A 15,149-nucleotide genomic window follows, 5' to 3' on the forward strand; every position below is an offset into this window, starting at 1 on the left:
ATACTACAATCTAAACAAGAACAGGTTCTAGAAGCGTTGTGTTCGATTAGGATCATTCGGTGCTTCCGGACCCTTTAGGTGACGCTGTCGGCGCCGACCACAAGGGCGGGCGGCGAGCTGGTTCTCTGACGCCCTGGCTCGGGTTGGCGACGAGTCTGGCGGCGGCATTCATGCAATTGCTCGACGCGACCATCGTCAACGTCGCGCTTCCGAGTATCGCCGTCGATCTTCAAGCAGGCGTATCGGCGCAGTTGCTCATGGTCAGCGTGTACATCCTGGCTTTCGCGTGTTCGTTGATCACTGCAGCGCGGCTGGGGGACCTGTTCGGCCGTAGAGTTGTTTTTCTGACCGCCTTGTCCGTATTCGTGGTTGCCTCGTTGCTGTGCGGGCTCGCGCAGAGCGCGACGATGTTGATCGTCTTCCGGGGTCTGCAAGGATTGGCGGCCGGTTCGATGTCCGCCCAGACGTTCGCCATCATCTCGGGTCTGTTTCCGAAGGCCAGGCATCCGCGAGTCTTCGGGATCTACGGTGCGACCATCGGGCTCGCAACGGTCAGCGGGCCTCTGATCGGTGGGCTGCTGATCGAGTGGAATCTGTTCGACTGGGGCTGGCGCCTGATCTTCTTCGTCAACATCCCGATCGGCATCGCCGCCTTGATTCTCGGATATTTCCATCTCGTCGATGCTCGCGCTGAGCATGTGCGCTCACTGGACCTCATCGGCGCCGCACTGTCATCACTGGCGCTGTTCCTGCTGATCCTTCCCCTGGCCGAGGGAAGGGCGCGCGGATGGCCCACAGGTCTTGTCGTAATGCTCGCGATGTCGGCGCCGGTGGCAGTGGCGTTTGTGCTCTACGAATCGCGTTTGGCGAAACGAGGCGGCGATCCGGTCCTTCGTCTCGAGCTTTTCCGCGACCGAGCCTTCACAATCGGCGCGGTTCTTGCGTTCGTTTTCTTCGGAACCCTGACTTCCTTGATCTTCACCATCAGTCTCACCCTTCAGTTCGGCTTCGGGTTCTCCGCATTGCGAGCGGGCGTCATGACGCTGCCGTGGGCCGTCGGAATGGGCGTGGCGGCGGTTCTCTCATCGGCGGTGTACCGGATGCTCGGAAACCGTGTTCTGATCCTGGGGATGGTCGTCTTTGCCGGCTCGCTGATCGCGCTGTCGATCATCCTCGAACGCGAAGGAACCGATCCACGCTGGCTCGCGCTCGCCGGTCCGCTGCTTCTCGGTGGCGCAGGTCTCGGACTGTTCGTGGCACCACTGCAAACCGCGATCCTTGCGACGGTCGAACCCGCGCACGCGGGTTCGGTGTCGGGACTGCTTCCTACCGTTCAGCAGGTTGGCAGCTCCATCGGACTGGCCTTGATCGGAGTGGTGTTCTTTTCGCTCGTCGCGGGGCAAGCTCCGCAAGCAGTGCAGGGAGAGCGGCCCGAGTACGTTGCGAACCTTGAAGCTGCCGGCGTTGGTCCCGGTCTGATCGACTTCGCCGAAAAGGCCTTTGTCGATTGCGCAACAAGCCAATTGGCATCCGGAACACCGATGGAGGTGGCGCCGGAATGTCGCCGGGACGGCTCCGCCGGTGCTGGGGGTCAATCCGTTCAGGTGGCAGTTGATGCCGCGTACGCATCGACTCGCGCGGCGGCCGGCGAAGCATTTCTCCAAGCGCAGCGCCGTGTGCTCGCGATCATCGCAGCAATTGCGCTCGGTATCGGATTGGCGTCGACTGCTCTGCCGCGGGTCAATTCGCCGGTCTGAAAATTGCCCTTGACTCGAACGGGTGTTCGAGTACCCTGTATGCAGGGGATCGGGGGATTCAATGAGTGTCTTGTTGTCGGATGTGGTGTCTGGTTCTGCGGTGGGGTTACGTGGACGTCTGTGGCAGTTGTCTGCTGCTGAGTTACGTGCGGCTGCGGTGTCGGCGAGCGCGGAGATTCTTCGTCTCGAGGCTGTGCGGGTGGCAGTGGTCGACGAACTCTCGATGCGCCCGGATGATCAGGTGATCGCCAGTCGCGGGGTGGGTGCGTGGTTGGCGGCTAACACGATGTTGCAGGTTCGGGACGGGAAGAAGATCGCCGCGTTGGGTGCGGCTTTGCGGCCGTTTCCGGCGGTGGCGGCTCGGTTCGATGGCGGGGATTGCTCCTTCGATCATGCCGTGTTGATCGTGGCGTTCTGTGAATCACCACCGAAGGGGATGCCGGAGGAGGCGCTCCCGAAGTGCATCGATTTGTTGCTCGCTGCTGCGTCGGGTGTGGAGGCGACGACGACGAAGGTGCGGAACGTGATCGCGACCTTGGAGCGGTTGTTCGAGTCGGATGAGATTCCGCCTGCCGAGGATGTCGATCTCAATGAGTTGCGGATCGCGTCGACGCTCAATGGTCGGGTGGTGGTGCGTGGTGATTTCGATGCCCTCACCGGGGAAATGTTGTTGTCGGCGTTGTCGAATCTGACGATGCCGACCCCGGCACCGGACGGGACTCCCGATGCCCGGTCGGCGGCGAAGCGGACTGCGGATGGGTTCACCGAACTGATCCGGCGTTATCTCGATTGCGCCAAGACTGGTACCGATGGTGGTCAGCGTCCGCATGTGAATGTTCACATCAATGCTCGTGATTTGGCTGAGCATCGGGATTGTGCCGCACAGTCTTCGGATTCGGGTGATGACGGCTCACTGGAGCTGTCCGATCTTGATGTCGGGCACATGCCCTGGCTGGGACCGCTGTCGGTGTCGCAGACCAGGCTTCTCGGGTGTGATTGTTTCCTGTCGACCGTTCTGCTCGACGATCACGGCGCGCCGCTCGATGCGAAACCAGGGAAGAGGTTGGTGACCGCCGAACAGCGAGTGGCGTTGATTGCCCGAGACAGAGGCTGTGCGTTCCCGGGTTGCACATGTGTACCGGCGTGGACCGATGCGCACCATATCCGGCACTGGGCCAACGGCGGCCCGACGGTGATGAACAATCTGGTCCTGCTGTGCCGTTCGCACCACCGGTTGATGCACCGGAAATCAGGGTTCGTCGGGAAGTGGGCGATTCGGATCGGTGTCGACAACAAACCCTGGTTCATTCCGCCGCCCTCGATCGACCCCGGACAGCAACCGAGGCCGGCGAACACCACCTTCAAAACCTGAAGGGTCAAACCTTTTCGGTGACAACAAAAACGACCAGCTTCGCATCGGCATGGACCCGATGCGGGGCTGGTCAGTGGTGCTTGGAGAAAACGTGCTTGGAGAAAACGCGTCAGAAGATGCTCTGCGTGCGCCAGAGATCCGAGACGGAAACCCCGACACGCTCGAGAAGTGTTCGTACCAAAGGTAATCCGATACCGATGACACTCGAGGGATCACCCTCGATCCTCTCCACGAACCAGCCGCCGAGACTGTCGAGCGTGAATGCTCCGGCGACTTGGAGCGGCTCGCCCGTTGCCAGGTATGCCTCGAGATCCTCGGTGGACGGTTGCGCGAAATGAACCACTGTTGCGCTGTGATCCGAGGCCATGCGGACGATGCGGCCGTCGGCGACGCGTAGGACACAGTGCCCGGTCAAGAGAGTGGCGCTGCGTCCGGCCATTGCGGCCCATCTCTTTCGGGCGATATCGACGCTGCCCGGCTTGCCTTGAAGTTGCCCGTCGATCAGGAGCATCGAATCGCACCCGACAACGACTACGTCGGTGAGATTGTCGGCGGCGAGGCCGGGGACGATTTCGGCGGCCTTGGCCTCCGCCAGCACCGTCACGACTTTTTCGGGGGCGGCGTCGGGTCCGAGGTTGTCGGCGATCTTGTCCTCGTCGACGCCGGAGACACGCACAAGCGGCGAAACCCCGGCCGCCCGCAGAACTGCGAGGCGAGCCGGGGACGCTGAAGCTAGAACCAGTTGAGTCACGTCAGCAGAGTGATCGTCAGCTGCGACGGATCGCGGGGTTCAGGTACGCGTACGGCGAGAACGGCGCACGCGTGCGGTGGAACTGAGTCGGATCGCCCCAGGTCTCCGCGGGAACGTTCGACTCGGGAGCTTGACCGCTGCCGGCAGCCGCAGCAAGCACGCTGACCAGTGCCGCGATCTCGACGTCCGTGGGCGAACCCTTGACGATCTTGATGACCGACGCGTCGGAGGTCGACGTCTCGGTCAGCTCCGTGAGCGAAGCATCCGTCGCGGTTCCCTCGACGACCGCACCGTTGGTCGGTGCGGTCTCCGCCAGTGCGACATCTTCGCTGAGAATGTCCTCGGTGGTTGCGGTCATAGGGGAATGTTCCCATGCTTCTTGGGCGGAAGGGAAACGGCCTTGCGCTCTAGCAGTCGCAATGCGGAAACGATTTGTCCGCGGGTGTGCGACGGAGGAATGACAGCGTCGACGTATCCGCGCTCAGCGGCGACGTACGGGTTGACGAGTGTGTCCTCGTACTCGTTCTGCAGCTTGAGGCGCAGTGCATCGACGTCTTCGCCGTTCTTCGCGGCTTCGAGAAGCTGCTTGCGGTAGACGAATCCGACAGCTCCGGATGCACCCATGACGGCGATCTGAGCGGTCGGCCATGCCAGGTTCACATCGGCGCCCATGTGCTTGGAGCCCATGACGTCGTACGCTCCGCCGTAAGCCTTGCGGGTGATGACCGTGATCTTGCCGACCGTTGCCTCGCCGTACGCGTAGAGGAGCTTCGCGCCGCGACGGATGATGCCGTTGTATTCCTGCTCGGTTCCGGGGAGGAAACCGGGAACGTCGACGAGGGTGATGATCGGGACGTTGAACGCGTCGCAGGTACGCACGAAGCGAGCGGCCTTCTCCGAGGCGTCGATGTCGAGGCAGCCCGCGAACTGGGTGGGCTGGTTGGCGACGATGCCGACCGAGCGTCCGTCGACGCGACCGAAACCGACGATGATGTTCATCGCGCGCTCGGCCTGGACCTCGAGGAACTCGTCGTCGTCGAGGATGCGACGGATGACCTCGTGCATGTCGTACGGCTGGTTGGCCGAGTCCGGGATGAGGGTGTCGAGTTCGATGTCCTCGGCGGTCAGGCTGTCTTCGATCGAACCGACGATGGGGTCGGTGATCTCGCCGCGGGGAGCCGCTGCCTGGTTGTTGGACGGCAGGTAGCTGAGCAGGTCCTTGACGTAGTCGAGTGCGTCCTGCTCGCCGGAAGCGACGTAGTGGGCGACGCCGGACTTGACCATGTGGGTGCGAGCACCGCCGAGGTCTTCCATCGTGACGTCTTCACCGGTGACCGTCTTGATGACGTCGGGGCCGGTGACGAACATCTGGGAGGTCTCGTCGACCATCACGACGAAGTCGGTCAGTGCGGGGGAGTACACGTGGCCGCCGGCGGCGGGTCCCATGATCAGTGAGATCTGGGGGATGACACCCGAGGCCTGGACGTTGCGGTGGAAGATCTCGCCGTAGAGGCCGAGCGAGACGACGCCTTCCTGAATGCGCGCGCCTGCACCTTCGTTGATGCCGACGAGGGGCCGTCCGGTGCGGATCGCGAGGTCCATGACCTTGACGATCTTCTCACCGTAGATTTCGCCGAGCGATCCGCCGAAAACGGTGGCGTCCTGTGAGAAGACACAGACGTCGCGGCCGTCGATGGTGCCGTAACCGGTGACGACGCCGTCGCCGACCGGGCGGTTGTCAGCGAGACCGAAGTTCACACTTCGGTGCCGTGCCAGTGCGTCGAGTTCGACGAATGAGCCCTCGTCGAGGAGGGCGGTGATGCGCTCGCGGGCGGTCAGCTTGCCTTTGGCGTGCACCTTGTCGATGGCGGCTTCGCCGCTCGGTGCCTGCGCCTGGGCTTGGCGATTCCGCAGGTCCGCGAGCTTTCCCGCGGTCGTGTGGATATCGGGTGCGGCCGCCGCCTCCGGCGCGTTCGGCTCTTGGACAGTGGTCATGGACGTGAGCTTAACGAGAGTGCGTGGGGGGCTTCGAAGGCAGGTCCGATTGTCGCTGTCTTGCAGGCTCAAGCTACTGACCAGTACATTCTCGCCGTCGTCATAGGCTGGGGCTATGTGGACCGACTTGAACCGACCGCCCCTCGACGGCAATGCCCTACGACGCGCACTCGTGCGCAGTGACAACGACGACGCGCGCGTTTTCTGGAACCGCCTCGACGTTGTCGAGGAGACCGGTTCGACGAACGCGGATCTCCTTGCGCGAGCGGCAGATCCGGATGCCGACCGTCACGTTCTGATCGCCGAATATCAGGCGAGTGCCCGTGGCCGTCATTCGCGCACGTGGGTGAGTCCGCCGCAAGCGCAGATCTCGATGTCGGTTCTGCTGTCGATGCCCGGAATGAATCTCGCGGACATGGGTTGGCTCCCGCTACTGTCGGGAATCGCGGTCGTCGACGCGCTGCGCAACGTGGCCGAAGTGCCCGCAGAACTCAAGTGGCCGAACGACGTTCTCATCGGTGACAAGAAGGTCGCCGGCATTCTGGCCGAGGTGGCGAGGACGGCGCCCGATCCCGCGGTGGTGGTGGGGATCGGGCTGAACGTGAGCCTCGGCGTCGAGGAGCTGCCCGTCCCGACCGCTACGTCACTGCTGATCGAAGAAGCATCGACTGTCGACCGCGACACTCTCGTTCGCGCAATCGCCCGTGAATTGGCGACGCAATTCCGTGCTTGGGAATCGTCGAAATGGGATACATCTGTGTTGGCTGCCGAATACCGGCAGCGCTGCGGGACGCTGGGCAAACGAGTCCGCGCGGTTTTGCCGGGCGACAAGGAGGTGTTCGGTATCGCGACCGACGTCGACACTTCCGGACGCGTCGTCATCGAAATCGAGGGAACAAATGGGGAGACCTTTGCGGTCGCAGCGGGTGATATCACGCACCTTCGCGCCGCCCCGGTCACCGAATCGTGAACGTTGCCGGATTTTCTGGCACCAAAGTGCTAATTTTTGGCCCGGACCGATTTTGAACCAACCGTCCGTCCTTCATTTCACTCAACTGCGGGATTTACCGAGCTGCCTAGGGGCGTCATGACCACACCGATCGTTGTTCCGACCGAAGCCGAGACGGCCGAGAGCGCTCGCCGCGTACTCACCGGCGTGACGGTGCTGCTCGGTGTCCTCACATTGGGCCTGGGTATCGCCGTACTCGCGTGGCCGGATGCGACCCTGTTCGTGGTCGCGGTTGTCATTGCGATCCAGCTGTTCGGATTCGGAATCGTCCAGATCATCCGTTCGTTCGCGGACGTGACGGCTTCGGGTGGAACTCGCACGCTCGTCGCGATCTCCGGCGCGTTGGCAGTGCTCCTCGGATTCCTGGTTCTCCGTAGCCCTTTGCAGACGGTGGTTCTGATCGCGTTGGTGATCGGTGCCTGGTGGGTATTCCGTGGCGTTCTCGATCTGGTCGACGCGGCGTCCGGGCACACCGTCGATCGCGGTCTGTCGATCGTGCTCGGAGTCATCAGCATCGTCGCGGGTGCAATCGTCCTTCTGCAGCCCGAACTCTCGCTCGACGTCTTCCGCATCGTGGTCGGCGTGTGGATGGTGCTGTACGGCATCATCATCGTCGTGACCCCGTTGGTGCTGCGAAAGCTCGCGCAGCCCTGAGCGTTGCCCTGAAGGCGGGTGTGCCTGAAAGTCGGTGCGGGGTGGCAGACTTCCCGTCATGGGATATCCCGAAGACGCCCTCGCTCAGGACGAGGAACTGATACTGCATCGCCATCCTCATTGGAAGATGTTGGTGCTTCCGGCGCTGACGTTCGTACTTGCGACGGCCGTCGCCGGGTTCTTGCTGGGCCTCGCACAGACGAGATTGGACGGCACGGCTCGCACCGTGTCGTCCATTGCCGTCGGAATCATCTGGCTCGGTGTCGTGGCCTGGCGGTCGGTTGCGCCCTTCACGGTTTGGAAGTTCACGCATTTCATCGTCACCGATCGGCGAGTGCTCATCCGCCACGGAGTGCTCACGCACACGGGTATCGACATTCCCATGGGGCGGATCAGCAATGTTCAGTTCCGTCACGGCCTGATCGATCGAATGCTCAAGACCGGAACTCTGGTCATCGCATCTGCCAGTGACGATCCGCTCGAGTTCGACGACATTCCTGACGTCGAGCACGTTCACGCCCTGCTGTATCACCAGGTTTTCGATTCCATGCAGCAGCCACCATCGCAGGCACCGCAGTGGCCGTCAGGTGAAAACGACGACCCGAACGATCGAAATGGCTGGTAATCAACGTGCAAAGGCGTGTTGTCCGTAGTCTGTTCGTGTGACTGCCGTATTGCTAGCCGAAGACGACGAGGCCATTGCTGCACCCCTTTCCCGCGCCTTGGGGCGTGAAGGGTATTCGGTGACGGTCGAACCGACCGGACCCGCTGCGTTGCAGCAGGCGCTCGAAGGTGATTTCGACCTGTTGATTCTCGATCTCGGCCTTCCGGGCATGGACGGCCTCGAGGTCTGCCGACAGATTCGTGCGCATCGCACCTCGCTCGCCGTGCTGATGTTGACCGCCAGGACCGACGAAGTCGACTTCGTGGTCGGGTTGGACGCGGGCGCCGACGACTACGTCAGCAAGCCGTTTCGTCTCGCCGAGTTGATGGCACGTGTGCGAGCACTCCTGCGTCGCCACGGTGGCCGCGAGGACACGATCGTCGAGGTCGGTGGCATCAGGCTCGAGCCCGCGGCACGACGCGTACTCGTCAACGGCTCCGAAATCGCCTTGGCCAACAAGGAATACGAGCTTCTGCGGGTCCTCCTCGAGCACGCCGGGGAAGTGGTCTCGCGCGATACGATCCTTCGTGAGGTGTGGGGCGACGTCGAGCTTCGTGGATCGAAGACGCTCGACATGCACATGTCGTGGCTGCGCCGCAAGATCGGCGACGAGGGCCCCGCCGTGGAACGCAGGATTGCCACCGTCCGCGGTGTCGGTTTCCGAATCAACACCGACTAACTTCTCGAGAATCAGGAACTGCCGGCATGCGGCGTCGCATATTGCAGTCGATTCTCGCTGTCGTGATCATGACGGCGTTGCTGCTGGGGGTTCCGCTGATCTACACGGCGTGGCTCTGGGTGGAGGACGTGACGCGAAGTGATCTCCGGGTGCGCCTCGACCGGATGGCCGCTGAGGTCATCGCGCAAGAGGGGACGAACGGACTCGTCGAAGGTGCGTTGAACACCGATTCGCTCAAGGTTCTCACCCCGAACGACGGGCGCCTCGTCGTCGTGTATCCGACCGTCGTCGACGGCGCCGCACGCGTCGACGTCGGTGAGGCGACGGTCAAGAACGCACTCGTCGAATCGCTCGCGATGGGAACGTCCGGCTCGTTGCGTCTCGAGGTGCCGTCGGAGAACCTGCGCACCCAGCAGAAGCAGGCGGTGATGGCTGTCGGCGTGCTCGTGCTTCTGTCCATCACGGCAGGCACCGTGGTTGCTGTGGTCACTGCGCGTCGGCTGGCCGATCCGCTGCAGGATGTGGCCGACCGGGCGGCGCGCCTCGCCGAAGGCGACTTCCGGCCGGATCCTCGTCGGCACGACATCCCCGAACTCGACCGCGTGTCCGACGTCCTCGATGCGGCAACCGTGGAGATTTCGGTGCGGCTGCAACGAGAGCGCGCGCTGGTTGCGGACGTCTCGCATCAACTGCGCAGTCGACTGACTGCAGTGCGGCTGCGCCTGGACGAGTTGTCCGTTCACGAAGATCCTGACGTCGTGAACGAGGCCGAGGAAGCCATGGCGCAAGTGGACAGGCTCACCGACGGCATCGACGACCTGATTCGCTCGTCGCGCACCAGTGGGTCATCGGCGAGTCTGGTGTCGGTAGTCGGCGAGCTGGAACAGGTGACTCGCGACTGGCAGGCTCAGTTCGACGGAGAGGGACGCAGGCTGCGCCTACGCGGCGATCGCACGGTGATGGCTGCGACCACAGGTTCGCGTCTGCGTGAAGCTGTTTCCGTTCTGGTCGACAATTCGTTCGAACACGGTGAAGGCACGTGCACGGTGTCTGTGCGATTGATCGACGGTACGGGTCGCAGTTCGTCTCGCCGTGACTCGATGGTGTGCGTCGAGGTCACCGACGAAGGCTCCGGTGTGGAGAACGATCTGGCGCCGCACATCTTCGACAGAGGATTTTCGGGGGCGGGGTCCACCGGCGTCGGGTTGGCGCTCGCACGTGCACTGATCGAAGCCGACGGGGGCCGCCTGGAACTGCAGAGGCGTAAGCCTGCCTTGTTCGCCGTCTTCCTGCCGGTGGCCAACACGGCGCCGACCGCGGACGTCGTTCCGCACCGCGAACCGCGCTGACCGAAAGGCCGCGCAGACGGAAAACTCAGGAGTGCCCGAGCTCCTCTTCGGCGTCAGGAATTACCGGCTCAGGCGCTGTGGTTCCGGATAACGCCGTGGTTTCGGGCAACCCTGTGGTGTCGGACAGTTCGAGCGGTTCCGGATTCTCGTCGGGAAACACGAACTTGCGGAAGGCCCAGAATCGGAACGCCATCTGCAGCAGGTTGCCGATGACATATGCACTGATGAAGTCGGCGATGTTCTCCGTCGCCAGGCTGACTTCGGGTGCGCGCAGGTTGAAGACGTAACTGGAGATGTACAGCGGGATGAAGCTGATGACGACACCGATGGCGCTGATGATGAAGAACAGCGCAGCTTCGTGCGCTGGTTCACGGCCACCACGGTTCTTGAACGACCACTCGCGGTTGAGAATGTACGACGCGATCACCGCGACGACGCCGGCGATGATCTTGGCCGTGATCGGCTTGGATTCGAGGATCGACAGCTTGAGTGTGTAGAAGATGCCCGAGTCGATGAGGAAGGTCGTTCCGCCGACGATCGCGAATTTGATCAGCTCGCTGTGACGCAGAGCGATGTCACGAAACGGTTGGGGTATGCGGGCAATGACCCCGTCGACAAATGGCACAACAGACGAGTTTACGAAACGAAACCGCGTTACCACCAATTTGCCGCGGATTCATCAGCAGAATCACAGATTGGGAACGCTGAATGAACGGGCGAACGCGGCACATGACAACATAGAGAGCCGTGACCGGCAACAACGATCCCGCGCAGATCCCCGCCCGCCCGACCACCCCTCGACCGGCAAAAGCATCCATGCCCGTCGTCACCATGATCGGTGGCGGACAGTTGGCCAGGATGACTCACCAGGCGGCGGTGGCCCTGGGCCAGACGCTCCGAGTGCTCTCCGGGACTTCGGACGAGCCGGCAGCTCAGGTCAGCCCCGACGTCGTGCTCGGCAGCCACACCGACCTCGACGCTCTTCGACGCGCAGCGGTCGGTTCCAACGCGTTGACGTTCGACCACGAGCACGTGCCCACGGAGCATCTCGAGGTTCTTGTCGCCGAAGGCGTGAACGTTCAGCCGCCGCCGCAGGCTCTGATCTTCGCTCAGGACAAACTGCTGATGCGTCGCAAACTTGCTGAACTGGGCGCGCCCGTACCTGCGTACGCCGAAGTGACGTGGGCAGAAGACGTCGTGCGTTTCGGTGCGCAACACGGTTGGCCGCTTGTCATCAAGGCAACTCGCGGAGGCTACGACGGCCGCGGAGTCTGGATCACCGACGATCAGGACGAAGCAGAGGCCATCGTCACCGAGCAGCTGGACAAGGGTGTTCCGCTGATCGTCGAGGAAATGGTCTCGATGCGTCGGGAACTGTCCGCCATGGTCGCGCGGTCGCCGTTCGGCCAGGGCGCTACGTGGCCGGTCGTAGAGACCGTTCAGCGCAACGGCCAGTGCGCCGTCGTGATCGCACCTGCTCCCGCCCTTTCGAGCGCCGTTGCCGAGGAAGCCGAACAATTGGCGTTGCGCATCGCGTCCGAGCTCGGTGTTGTCGGCTCGATGGCCGTCGAACTCTTCGAGACGACTGACGGCACTCTCGTGGTCAACGAGCTGGCCATGCGCCCGCACAACTCCGGTCACTGGACGATGGACGGCGCACGCACCTCTCAGTTCGAACAGCATCTGCGTGCAGTTCTCGACTACCCGCTCGGCGAGACCTCGCCGATCGCACCGGTCACGGTGATGGCAAACGTTCTCGGTGCACCGGAAGCGCCCGAGATGACGATGGACGAGCGTGTCCATCACCTGTTCGCTCGGATGCCCGACGCGAAGATCCACCTGTACGGCAAGGGTGAGCGCAAGGATCGCAAGATCGGTCACGTCAACATCGTGGGCGGCGCCGGATCCATCGACGATCCGAATTACGTTGCCGCAGTTCGGGAACGCGCCGAGCGCGCAGCACATTGGCTTTCGTACGCAGTTTGGACCGACGGATGGGATGTACACGGTGAGTGAGAGCGCGCAGGTCGGCCTGATCATGGGCAGCGATTCGGATTGGCCGACCATGGAAGCTGCAGCCGAAGCTTTGGCCGAGTTCGGTATCCGCTTCGAGGTCGGTGTCGTCTCGGCGCACCGCACGCCTCAGCGGATGCTCGACTACGCCAAGGAAGCTTCCGGCCGCGGAATCAAGGTCATCATCGCCGGTGCCGGTGGCGCCGCGCATCTTCCGGGCATGGTTGCCTCGGCCACGCCGTTGCCCGTCATCGGTGTTCCGGTGCCGCTCAAGTACCTCGACGGTATGGATTCGCTGCTTTCGATCGTCCAGATGCCGGCCGGCGTCCCGGTGGCGACAGTGTCGATCGGCGGCGCTCGCAACGCCGGTCTGCTGGCTGCTCGGATTCTCGGTGCTTCGGATCCCGCACTGCAGCAGCGGATGGTGGCGTTCCAGGAGAGCCTCGAGTCGATGGTGCTCGATAAGGACAAGGCGCTCCGCGAAAAACTGCTGGGCTGATCTTCTCGTGTGTGCACGACGCGGGCTGCCGCTGATCCGAGCGAGTCGGGGCAGCGCGCAGTCCGCGTTCGTCACCCGCGTCGCCCTGCTGTACGCCAGGATTCTCGGCGCGGACATCCGCTTCGACGACGAGTTCGGAATCTTTGTCGCCTCCGGACTGCGCTGCGGGTTCGCCAGAGGCGGAACAACTCTCGGTGGTGTATATCTCACGCGGCGGAACACGACTCGATCCGTCCTTCGTCACGAGGCCGTTCATGCAGACCAATGGGCCAGGTACGGAATCATATTCGGGTTGTTGTACCTGCGTGAGGAACTGCGTCATCGCGGGCCGCGCAACCGCTTCGAAATCGAGGCCGGTCTCGAAGACGGCGGTTACCGCACCTGAGTGAAAGCTCGTCAGTAAAAGCTACTCTTGGCGGCATGGCTCGTTTTCCGACTAGTGAACGCTTCGTCCGCTGGAGCGCGGAACATGCTCGCGGTGTGGACATCTGCATTGCGACGGTTGCCGCACTGTTCAGCGTTGTCGTTGCGGTCGAGGCGAGTCCGCTGGCGGTGTTCATCTCGCTGGGTATGACCGTTCCGTTGGCGTGGCGACGCTCGCGCCCCGAACTCTCCGGCATGGTGATCGCAGGGTTCGCAGTTCTACACGTGATCTTCATCGGCAACACACTGCTCGCATCGGCCGTTGTCGTCCCCATCTCGCTGTACGCGCTGGCCGCCTATGGTGCTCGGTGGAGTTCACTCACCGGGCTGGTGCTCGCGTTGCTCGGCTCGATTGCCGGGACTGTTCGATACTTCGGCTACGACGGAATCCCGGTGTCCTCGCAGGTCATGCAGTCCGTGGCCGTCATGATCTTCATGCTCGCGGTCTGGGCGTTCGGTGATTTGCGTCGAGTTCGTACCAAACAATTGGAAGGTCTGACCGAGCGCGCACGGTTGCTCGAACTCGAGCGTGCGCAGGAAGCGGAAATCGCGACGATCAGCGAACGCTCGAGGATTGCGCGCGAGATGCACGACATCGTCGCGCATTCGTTGACCGTTGTCATCGCTCAGGCCGACGGTGGACGCTACAGCGCGGCCAAGGATCCTCAGGCTGCAATTCAGGCACTCGAAACAATTGCCTCCACCGGCCGCCAAGCGTTGACCGACATGCGATCGCTGCTGTCCGTCCTGCGTGAGGACACGCCCCGTGATTTCTCGGTGATCCCGGGCGCCGGCGACATCGACAGTCTCTTCCACGAGTTACGCAGCAGCGGACTCGACGTCGCCGTCAGCGTGACCGGGGAACCACGCGAACTCTCTGCGGGTGCGGGGTTGACGGCGTATCGCATCGTGCAGGAATCGCTGACGAACGTTCTCAAACATGCGGGGCCTGGAGCACAGGCGAGCGTCGAGATGACATGGGCTGAAACCGAACTCGTTCTCGGTATCACCGACGACGGACGAGGCGGCAGCGCCGCGCTGGTCGAATCGTCACCAGGCGGACAGGGACTGATCGGAATGGCCGAGCGAGCCAAGCTGCACGGAGGCAAAGTGACCGCCGGACCGAAATCAGGCGGCGGATACAGCGTCCGGGCCGTCTTGCCGTACGAACGAACGTCTGGGTAGGTCTTGAAACGTCCGAAGGTCTTAAGGTGAGTGGCATGGACGAACACGTGGCTCCGATCGCAGTGGCACTGATCGACGATCAGCAGCTGGTCCGCGCAGGTTTTCGAATGGTCATCGACTCACAGCCGGATCTGTCGGTGGTTGTCGAGGCTTCGGACGGTCAGCAGGCGTTGACCGAGTTGGCCGCCCGTCATGTCGACGTCGTTCTGATGGATGTCCAGATGCCGAAGATGGACGGCATCGAGGCGACTCGTCGGCTCCTGGCCGACCCCGATGCGCCGAAGGTCGTGGTGCTCACCACCTTCGACAACGACGAGTACGTGATGTCGGCTATCCGGGCGGGCGCCAGTGGTTTCCTGCTCAAGGACGTGCCACCGGAGCAGTTGCTCGACGCCATCCGCACCGTGCACCGCGGGGACGCGGTGATCGAAGCCCGGGCCACTCGGCGACTGCTTCAGCACGTCGGGCCACTCCTGGAAGGCTCGGCGCCCGAAGCGCAGTTGCCCGAAGAGTTGACGCCGCGCGAGGTCGAGGTGCTCGAAGCCATGGCGTACGGGCTGTCGAATTCGGAGATCGCTGCAAAATTCCACGTCTCCGAGACGACAGTGAAAACCCATGTCGGACGGGTTCTTTCGAAGACTCATTCTCGTGATCGTGTACAGGCAGTCGTCTTCGCCTTCCAGATCGGACTTGTCCGGCGCGCAGATCTCCTCGGCACCGAGGGCTGACACGCCGCCCTGTCCAGTCCTACCCCGGGATGACACCGGGCTCTCCAAGATCGCCCCGCACTCCGACGCGG

The 15,149-nt window shown here is 62.9% G+C and carries 16 protein-coding genes; 12 read left to right on the forward strand and 4 right to left on the reverse strand.

Annotated elements, in window-relative coordinates:
- The first annotated feature begins 59 nt into the window (after window positions 1–59).
- Complete coding sequence (locus RHP72_RS10705) at window positions 60–1,757, forward strand: MFS transporter (protein ID WP_311094665.1); 1,698 nt, start codon at window positions 60–62, stop codon at window positions 1,755–1,757.
- Between the two features lie 61 nt (window positions 1,758–1,818).
- A complete protein-coding gene (locus RHP72_RS10710; protein WP_070162711.1) occupies window positions 1,819–3,129 on the forward strand; it encodes an HNH endonuclease signature motif containing protein in 1,311 nt (436 codons plus the stop codon).
- Between the two features lie 109 nt (window positions 3,130–3,238).
- On the opposite strand, the gene RHP72_RS10715 is transcribed toward RHP72_RS10710, so the two are convergent.
- From RHP72_RS10715 to RHP72_RS10725, 3 genes are read right to left on the reverse strand one after another with little or no spacing between them, the layout of a single operon-like run.
- Entirely contained in the window at window positions 3,239–3,880 is a 642-nt protein-coding gene (locus RHP72_RS10715; RefSeq protein WP_007731146.1) for a nucleoside triphosphate pyrophosphatase, read from the reverse strand.
- A 16-nt stretch (window positions 3,881–3,896) separates the two neighbouring features.
- Window positions 3,897–4,238: an acyl-CoA carboxylase subunit epsilon gene (locus tag RHP72_RS10720; RefSeq protein ID WP_007731147.1), complete on the reverse strand. Its 342-nt coding sequence runs from the start codon at window positions 4,236–4,238 to the stop codon at window positions 3,897–3,899.
- Window positions 4,235–5,875 carry an acyl-CoA carboxylase subunit beta gene (locus RHP72_RS10725; RefSeq protein ID WP_003940853.1) on the reverse strand — a complete coding sequence of 547 codons (1,641 nt, stop codon included), beginning with the start codon at window positions 5,873–5,875 and terminating at the stop codon, window positions 4,235–4,237. The genes RHP72_RS10720 and RHP72_RS10725 overlap by 4 nt, the downstream gene beginning before the upstream one ends.
- Window positions 5,876–5,990: 115 nt before the next feature.
- On the opposite strand from RHP72_RS10725, the gene RHP72_RS10730 reads away from it, so the two are divergent.
- The 5 genes from RHP72_RS10730 (at window position 5,991) to RHP72_RS10750 (ending at window position 10,230) form a co-directional block, all read left to right on the forward strand.
- Entirely contained in the window at window positions 5,991–6,845 is an 855-nt protein-coding gene (locus RHP72_RS10730; protein ID WP_311094666.1) for a biotin--[acetyl-CoA-carboxylase] ligase, read from the forward strand.
- Window positions 6,846–6,962: 117 nt separating this feature from the next.
- On the forward strand, window positions 6,963–7,538 hold the full coding sequence (locus tag RHP72_RS10735) for an HdeD family acid-resistance protein (RefSeq protein WP_007731150.1): 576 nt from the start codon (window positions 6,963–6,965) through the stop codon (window positions 7,536–7,538).
- 58 nt (window positions 7,539–7,596) lie between these two features.
- Window positions 7,597–8,163 carry a PH domain-containing protein gene (locus RHP72_RS10740; protein WP_003941034.1) on the forward strand — a complete coding sequence of 189 codons (567 nt, stop codon included), beginning with the start codon at window positions 7,597–7,599 and terminating at the stop codon, window positions 8,161–8,163.
- A 37-nt stretch (window positions 8,164–8,200) separates the two neighbouring features.
- Window positions 8,201–8,881, forward strand: coding sequence for a response regulator transcription factor (locus tag RHP72_RS10745; RefSeq protein WP_003940916.1), 681 nt, complete (start codon window positions 8,201–8,203; stop codon window positions 8,879–8,881).
- A 26-nt stretch (window positions 8,882–8,907) separates the two neighbouring features.
- A complete protein-coding gene (locus RHP72_RS10750; protein WP_007731154.1) occupies window positions 8,908–10,230 on the forward strand; it encodes a HAMP domain-containing sensor histidine kinase in 1,323 nt (440 codons plus the stop codon).
- Between the two features lie 25 nt (window positions 10,231–10,255).
- On the opposite strand, the gene RHP72_RS10755 is transcribed toward RHP72_RS10750, so the two are convergent.
- Window positions 10,256–10,855 carry a GtrA family protein gene (locus RHP72_RS10755; RefSeq protein WP_047271714.1) on the reverse strand — a complete coding sequence of 200 codons (600 nt, stop codon included), beginning with the start codon at window positions 10,853–10,855 and terminating at the stop codon, window positions 10,256–10,258.
- 191 nt (window positions 10,856–11,046) lie between these two features.
- Between RHP72_RS10755 and RHP72_RS10760 the strand changes: the two genes are divergently transcribed.
- The 5 genes from RHP72_RS10760 to RHP72_RS10780 are packed head-to-tail and all read left to right on the forward strand — an operon-like array spanning window position 11,047 to window position 15,078.
- Window positions 11,047–12,246, forward strand: coding sequence for a 5-(carboxyamino)imidazole ribonucleotide synthase (locus tag RHP72_RS10760; protein WP_249786034.1), 1,200 nt, complete (start codon window positions 11,047–11,049; stop codon window positions 12,244–12,246).
- On the forward strand, window positions 12,230–12,742 hold the full coding sequence (purE, locus tag RHP72_RS10765) for a 5-(carboxyamino)imidazole ribonucleotide mutase (protein ID WP_039973205.1): 513 nt from the start codon (window positions 12,230–12,232) through the stop codon (window positions 12,740–12,742). Before RHP72_RS10760 ends, purE begins: the two co-directional genes overlap by 17 nt.
- A 7-nt stretch (window positions 12,743–12,749) precedes the next feature.
- Window positions 12,750–13,127 (forward strand): hypothetical protein, encoded by a 378-nt coding sequence (locus RHP72_RS10770; protein ID WP_058039082.1) that lies wholly within the window; start codon window positions 12,750–12,752, stop codon window positions 13,125–13,127.
- A 35-nt stretch (window positions 13,128–13,162) separates the two neighbouring features.
- Entirely contained in the window at window positions 13,163–14,350 is a 1,188-nt protein-coding gene (locus RHP72_RS10775) for a sensor histidine kinase (RefSeq protein ID WP_311094669.1), read from the forward strand.
- Between the two features lie 35 nt (window positions 14,351–14,385).
- Window positions 14,386–15,078 carry a response regulator transcription factor gene (locus tag RHP72_RS10780; RefSeq protein ID WP_003940960.1) on the forward strand — a complete coding sequence of 231 codons (693 nt, stop codon included), beginning with the start codon at window positions 14,386–14,388 and terminating at the stop codon, window positions 15,076–15,078.
- Window positions 15,079–15,149 lie beyond the last annotated feature (71 nt).

The sequence above is a fragment of the Rhodococcus sp. SG20037 genome, assembly GCF_031763325.1.
Taxonomy (GTDB): Bacteria; Actinomycetota; Actinomycetes; order Mycobacteriales; family Mycobacteriaceae; genus Rhodococcus_F; species Rhodococcus_F qingshengii.